The organism is Thermogutta sp., from assembly GCF_014359955.1.
GTDB lineage: Bacteria > Planctomycetota > Planctomycetia > Pirellulales > Thermoguttaceae > Thermogutta.
This window is the reverse complement of sequence record NZ_JACIYL010000192.1, coordinates 1-6507: the sequence shown is the minus strand read 5'-3', so window position 1 is coordinate 6507 and position 6507 is coordinate 1. Positions and strand designations below refer to the sequence as shown.

Below are 6507 nucleotides of genomic sequence, written 5' to 3'. Positions count from 1 at the left end.
GGCTATTCATGAATCGCCCCCCAAACACATTCAGCAGGACTAAACGACATGCCGGTAGGGGCCATTCATGAATTGCCCCTACAGGGACCTCGAACCTTGATTCCTACGAAACTCGGGATGACCGGGTGCCAGAAGAATTGACATTGCGGGGCAGATCGTCTAGCTTGGGGGTGGCCCGACGGAAGGTCGCTGCCAGATTGTTCAACGCTTCGGGAAGTGGGTGTCTCTTTTCGAAAGGGAGGTGACCTATGAAACGTAGCTCATCCCAGGTTGGACGCAAGTTGCTTCTGGTCTGTTTGGCAGCCGTTGTGGGTGGTGCGGTCGCGGCGTTTTTGCCACGTCCTTCTCTCGCGCAGCAAGCGCAGCGCCAGGGCGAGCTGTCGGAAATCCCGTCTTCGGCCGTGGGTGTGATGGTGGTCCACCCGCGGCGGATCCTCACCGCACCCGAGTCAGAACTCATGCCGATCGAAGTCATCTCGGCCGTGTGCGAGAAGGAATTGGGCTTTGACCCGGTACAACTGTCGCAGATGACAGCTTCGATCGTTCTTCCGCAGCAGGAAGGAGCGGGCCCTGCCTCCGAGCCACCCCGTGTGCTTCTCGCCCTGCGCTTTTCCGCGCCGCAGGACCCGGAAAAACTCTTCGCCGAGGCACGAATGAACATGGAAAAGGAGGACCTGGCCGGCAAACCGTTTTACGTTGAAAAGTACAGGCAGGAATGGGGAATTTACATGGCTGACCCCCAGAGCGTTCTACTGGGCCATCCGGCGTTGATTCGCGAAGTGGTGAAGAGAACCGGTGACGTCCCTTCCGGACCAGTCATCCAAATGCTTCAGGAGATGCAGCCGCTCTCCGATTTCGTCGCGGTTGTCCATCTGGAACCGCTGGCGCAGATGGTTCCGGAGCCCATGCTCCAGATGATGCTGCCACCGCCTTTGAGCGCGGCTTCTGAAATTCCTCCGCTTGTCTCGTCACTCCGAGTGCAGGCGAACTTCACGGGGGATTCCAGGTGTCGCGTGATGATTTTCGCGAAAGATGCCAGCGCGGCAGAGAAGCTGGAACACATTCTGGAACAGCTTTTGCGGAACGCCAAACAGATGATGATCGAACGCCTGGAAAACGAGGCCGCCATGGACCAGGACGACGTGGTGTCCCCAGCCATGGCCAGGTACATCGCGCGGGTGGGAAATCGGATCATTGCCGAGATCATGCCGCAAAGGAAGGACAACGCGCTGGCGTGGGAGTTTTCCACGGAAGGTCGTCCCGGTCTTGCTCTTGCAGGAACGATGGTGGGTTTGCTCCTGCCCGCCGTGCAATCCGCGCGGGAAGCCGCCCGCCGAGCTCAATCAATGAATAACCTCAAACAACTGGCTTTGGCTCTGCACAATTACCACGATATGCACAGGCACTTTCCTCCGCAGGCCATCACAGACAAAAATGGCAAGCCACTTTTGAGCTGGCGGGTGGCGCTGCTGCCGTATCTGGAGTGTAACACCCTCTATGAGCAGTTCCACCTCGACGAGCCGTGGGACAGTCCCCATAATTCGGCGCTCATCGAGCAGATGCCGGAGGTCTTCCGCAATCCGTCGGCTCCACGCATCCCCGGAATCGCCCACTATTTGGGCGTCGTGGGGAAAGGTGCGTTCTTCGAAGAGGGTAAAACCCGGAAATTTGCCGACATTCGGGACGGGACGTCCAACACGATTATGTTGGTGGAAGTCGATCCCGACCGCGGTGTCATCTGGACCAAGCCAGAAGATCTTCCCTTCAATCCCGATAATCCGCTCGATGGCCTGGGACACGCCCATCCCGGCGGCTTCAACGCGGCCTTTGTGGATGGGTCGGTCCGATTTATCTCCGCCAACGTGGATCCGGAAGTCTTTCGAAGACTCATCACCATAGCAGATGGCGAGGTGGTGGATCCCGATCGTTACTAAAATCGGAGGGGCATGCTTGTTGTGCCAGGGAAGGCACAATGGATGATCCAGCGTCGGACGGCGGACCCGACAAGCGGGTCCCTCCGGAAGGTGGACGTGACAAACACGTCCCTACGAAAAGGTCCCTCCGGAAAACGGACCTGACAAGCAGGTCCCTCCGAAGGCGCGCATAATCTGAGGTAGGGGCCATTCATGAATGGCCCCTACCGATTTTCGGACCTACCACCAAGATCGGACCAACCGCCCGGGATCGGCCCGGACATAGCGTTACCTTGGCCTGCGTCGGAAGTCGGGCCTGCGCGTGCGGCATGGTCAAGCACGGCAAAAAACCCGGCGAAGGCGGCTACACGTCCAGATGCTGGACTTCCAGGGCGTGCTTCTCGATGAATTCCCGCCGCGGGAGGACTTTCTCGCCCATGAGAACGCGGAACATCTCGTCCGCGGCTCCCGCGTCGTCCATCGTCACCTGAATGAGCGTGCGGTGGGCCGGGTCGAGCGTCGTCTCCCGCAGCTCTTCGGCATTCATCTCGCCGAGACCTTTGAAGCGGGTGATCTGGAGCCCGCGCTCACCGGCGGAGCGGAGCGCCGTCAGCAGCCCGCGAAGATCCTCCAGACCCTGCACCGACTCGCCCCGCCGCAAAATGTAGCGCGGCTTCTCCTCTCCTGTTCTTTCAATCGGGAAGAGTGCGTCGATCTCGAATCCCATCTCGCGGAGGGTCTGCAGATGGGCGTTGATCGTGCGTACCTCGTGAAGCTCAATGATATGAAGCCGTCGCTGGGGCTGGGATGTGGGTTCTTCCTCGGACGCTTCCTGATCTTCCGCCTCGCCGTTGTGGTCCCCCTCCACGACGAGCGTTTCTCCGGTCTCGGCCTCCTCTTTTTCCAGAAACTCATCCAGTTCCTGACGGGTCGTGAACCAGTATTCATTCTGATCGAGGAACACATGGTAAACGGGCAGGCGTCCGGTGGCTGGATCCCGCCGGGCGGCATGCTCGCGGAGACTGATGCCGCGGCGTTCCAGGGCGATGACCGCCGCTTCAATGGCCGCCAGCGTTCGGCACAGACGCTGGAGTTCTTCCCCGGAAATGGTCCGGCCGTCGCCCGGCTCGAAGACCGCATCGGCCAGCCCGGCTTCCAGAAGCTGGTTCTTCATCTCTTCTTCTGTCTGGACGTAATAGACCTCCTTTTTGCGGCGAACGCGATACAGCGGCGGCTGGGCGATATACACCATCCCCGCTTTGATGAGGTCGTACATCTGCCGGTAAAAGAAGGTCAGAAGCAGCGTGCGGATGTGCGAGCCGTCCACGTCGGCGTCGGTCATGATGATGATCTTTCCATACCGCCGCTTGGAAAGATCGATTTCATCCCCCACACCCACGCCAATGGCCGAAATGATGCTGCGGATTTCCTCATTGGCGAGTACTTTGTCCTCGCGGGCCTTGTAGGCGTTGATGATCTTTCCGCGAAGCGGCAGAATCGCCTGAAATTCGCGGATTCGGCCTCCCTCGGCACTGCCACCGGCGGAATCACCCTCCACCAGATAGAGTTCGCACTTGTCCACTTCACGGCTGGTGCAATCACGGAGCTTGCCGGGAAGCCCTGCACCGCTGAGGGCCCCTTTCCGCTCGCGGACCAGTTGTCGGGCTTTGCGGGCACTTTCCCGGGCTTCCGCTGCAAGGAGGGCCTTCTGGATGATTGCCCGGGCGGTCTTGGGATTTTCCTCCAGATAGCGCGACAAAAAGTCTCCCACCGCGGAGCTGACGATGCCCTCCACTTCGCTGTTACCCAGCTTTGTCTTGGTTTGACCTTCAAACTGGGGATGCGGGACGCGCACCGCCAGGACGCCTGTCAGGCCTTCCCGAAAGTCATCTCCTGTGGGAATGAGATCTTTGAAAAGCCCCTCCTGACGGCCGTATTGATTGAAGGTCCTGGTGAGGGCCGTACGAAAACCGGAGACGTGCGTCCCGCCCTCCGTGGTGCAGATGTTGTTCACGTAAGAGTGGAAATTCTCCGTGTACTCAGAGGAATACTGCATCGCCAGCTCGATCGTGACACCCTCCACCTCCGTGGACATGTAGATGACCTCGGGATGGATCGGCTCGCTGGCCCGATTGAGATATTCCACAAACTCGATGATGCCCCGCTGATAGCAGAAGGTTTCGCCCTCGTTGGTCCTCAGATCCTTGAAATGGATCTTGACGCCCTTGTTGAGGAATGCGAGTTCCTGAAGGCGACGGTAGATGATGTTGTAGTTGAACTCCGTGTTGGGAAAGATCAGTGGGTCGGGCTTAAAGGTGGTTTTCGTTCCCGTGCGATGGGTGGTGCCGATGCGCCGCACCGGGCCGGTTGGTTTTCCCCGCTCGTATTCCTGCCGGTACACCGCGCCTCCGCGGTACACTTCGACAACGCACCACTCGGAAAGGAAGTTGACGACCGTCACTCCCACACCATGGAGCCCACCCGACGTGTAGTACGCCCCCTTGCTGAACTTGCCACCGAATTTAAGGAGCGTCATAACGCCTTCCAGGGTGGACACCCCAACGACGGGGTGGATTTCCACGGGGATGCCGCGCCCGTTATCTTCGACGGTTACCGAGCCATCCCCGTTAATGGTGACCCAGATCTGCGTGGCGTAACCCGCCATCGCTTCGTCGATGGAGTTGTCCACGACCTCGAACACCAGGTGGTGCAGCCCGCGCGTGCCGGTGTCGCCGATGTACATGCTCGGCCGCTTCCGCACATGTTCCTGGTCGCTGAGGTGTTCGAGCTTGTCGGCGGTGTATTCCTGCTGCCCGTGCAGAGCGCGGAGGTTCGCTTCTTCCTCCCCGGTGTCGGAGCCGGAAACGGTTGTCCCTTCTGGAACCGGCAGACCGGCCTCCTGGGGAGAAGGTTGATTGTTGAGATTCTCTTCGTTCATAGCCAGCTTTGACTACCTTTACAGTGAAAGACTCCGTTTTGTTTTTTCAGAACTTCGCTCCTCCGTGACGCTGTCTTGTGTGCTCACTCCACCGGTCCGACCCGAAAGCGGATGTCGCGGATGATCTTCTGCGGCCAGCGTTCCCGAAGCTGGCGGAGGATCTCGTGCTTGCGGAAGGTCAGTTCCTGGACGGCCGCTGAATGACTGACGACGACTTCCAGCTTCCCCCGCGAGAGCTTGACCGCCCGACTCAACTCATTCAGCGGAGGCCCCACAATCTCGCGCCAGGCAGCCTGAAGCTCGCGGGCCGACTGCGTCTCCCCAACCCCGGACCGTGCCAGGATCTCGGCCACCACCTCGGAAATATGCCGCGGATCCTGCGACCGAGTTGAGCGTTGCTGGTGTTTTCGCGCCACTCCTTGAACTCTCCCGTTGGAGGCCCGTTCAATTGCTACCGAGCACGAGCGGCATCATCAGGTAGGCGTAGCCGTCGGAGGTCTCAGCAAGCACGGGACTCTCCTCGGACCAGATCTTCAGTGTGAATGTTCCCTCATCACCAAGAACTTTCAGGAAGTCCAGGATGAACCGCTGGTTCAGGCGGACCATCGCCTCTTCCCCGTCGTAACCGATGGGAAGTTCCACACGGGATTCGCCATGGGAAGCACCCCGTCCGGAAAGAACCAACTTCCCCGATGAAAACGTGTACACAATCCCGGGATTCTTCTCATCCACCACAATGGATGCCTGCCGCGTGGCCGAGGCGAACTCCCTGACCGGCAGATCCACGCGGACCTTCTCCGGGGCCTTGGGAAAGACTTCGCGCCACTTGGGAAACCGCGCGTCCACAAGCCGACCGGAAACAACCGCCGAAGGCGTGATGACGAAGATCTTGCCGTCCTCCACCGCGAGCTTCACTTCCTGATCGTCGGACTCGCGGGAAAGGATCCGCTGGATGATTTCCACCACCCGCCGGGGAATGATCACGTCCTCACTGGGACGATGCCCGCCCACCCGCCGCGCCTGTCCTTCCTGGGAGGCGAGTCGCCGTCCGTCCGTCCCCACAGCGGTCACCTTCTCGTCGCCCAGCTCGAGATAGACCCCTCCCAGATTGAATCGGGTACCTTCCGTTTCAACCGCGTATTCGGTGCGGCGCAGCATCTCCGAAAGATTTCGCGCCGTGAAAGCGTGGTAGGACTCGGCCTGGTAATCGGGGACCTCGGGAAACTCCATCGCGTCCGGCGTGGGAAACTGAAATTCACTTTTTTCCCCCAACACCAGAAGACGGTCGCCCTGACTCTCCAGGCGGATCTCTTCGTCGGTGAGTTCCCGTAGCAAAGCGAGCATGGTGCGGGCAGGGAGCAGTGTTGTGCCCGGCACTTCCACTTCCAACTCCGGCACATGGAGGCGCAGCCCCACTTCGAGATCGGTAGCCATCAAGACACCAGCCCCGTCGCGGCACTCCAGCAGCAGGTTTTCCAGGATGGGTCTGGCCGATCGGCCCGGACAAACAGCCTGGGCCAACTGCACCATTTCCGCCAAACTCTCTCGCTGTGCCACTACCTTCATCGCAAATTCCCTGACAGCCTCATCACGGTTGACACCTGACGCATGGCAGACGACGGATCTCAGCAGCGCCCTCACGCCCCCTCTTCCTCG

General features: G+C 59.8%; 4 protein-coding genes. 1 reads left to right on the top strand and 3 read right to left on the bottom strand.

Going from position 1 to position 6507, the window contains the following annotated elements:
• The first annotated feature begins 248 nt into the window (after positions 1-248).
• Positions 249-1934 (top strand): DUF1559 domain-containing protein, encoded by a 1686-nt coding sequence (locus H5U08_RS07870; protein WP_297031926.1) that lies wholly within the window; start codon positions 249-251, stop codon positions 1932-1934.
• A gap of 343 nt (positions 1935-2277) precedes the next feature.
• Here H5U08_RS07870 and H5U08_RS07865 read toward each other — a convergent pair whose 3' ends face one another.
• From H5U08_RS07865 to dnaN, 3 genes are all read right to left on the bottom strand, one after another.
• Entirely contained in the window at positions 2278-4851 is a 2574-nt protein-coding gene (locus H5U08_RS07865; protein WP_297031924.1) for a DNA gyrase subunit B, read from the bottom strand.
• Positions 4852-4934: 83 nt separating this feature from the next.
• Positions 4935-5267 carry a DUF721 domain-containing protein gene (locus H5U08_RS07860; protein WP_297031922.1) on the bottom strand — a complete coding sequence of 111 codons (333 nt, stop codon included), beginning with the start codon at positions 5265-5267 and terminating at the stop codon, positions 4935-4937.
• A gap of 28 nt (positions 5268-5295) precedes the next feature.
• Positions 5296-6507 (bottom strand): DNA polymerase III subunit beta (gene dnaN / locus H5U08_RS07855; protein ID WP_297031920.1); only part of this gene is annotated, 1212 nt, incomplete at its 5' end.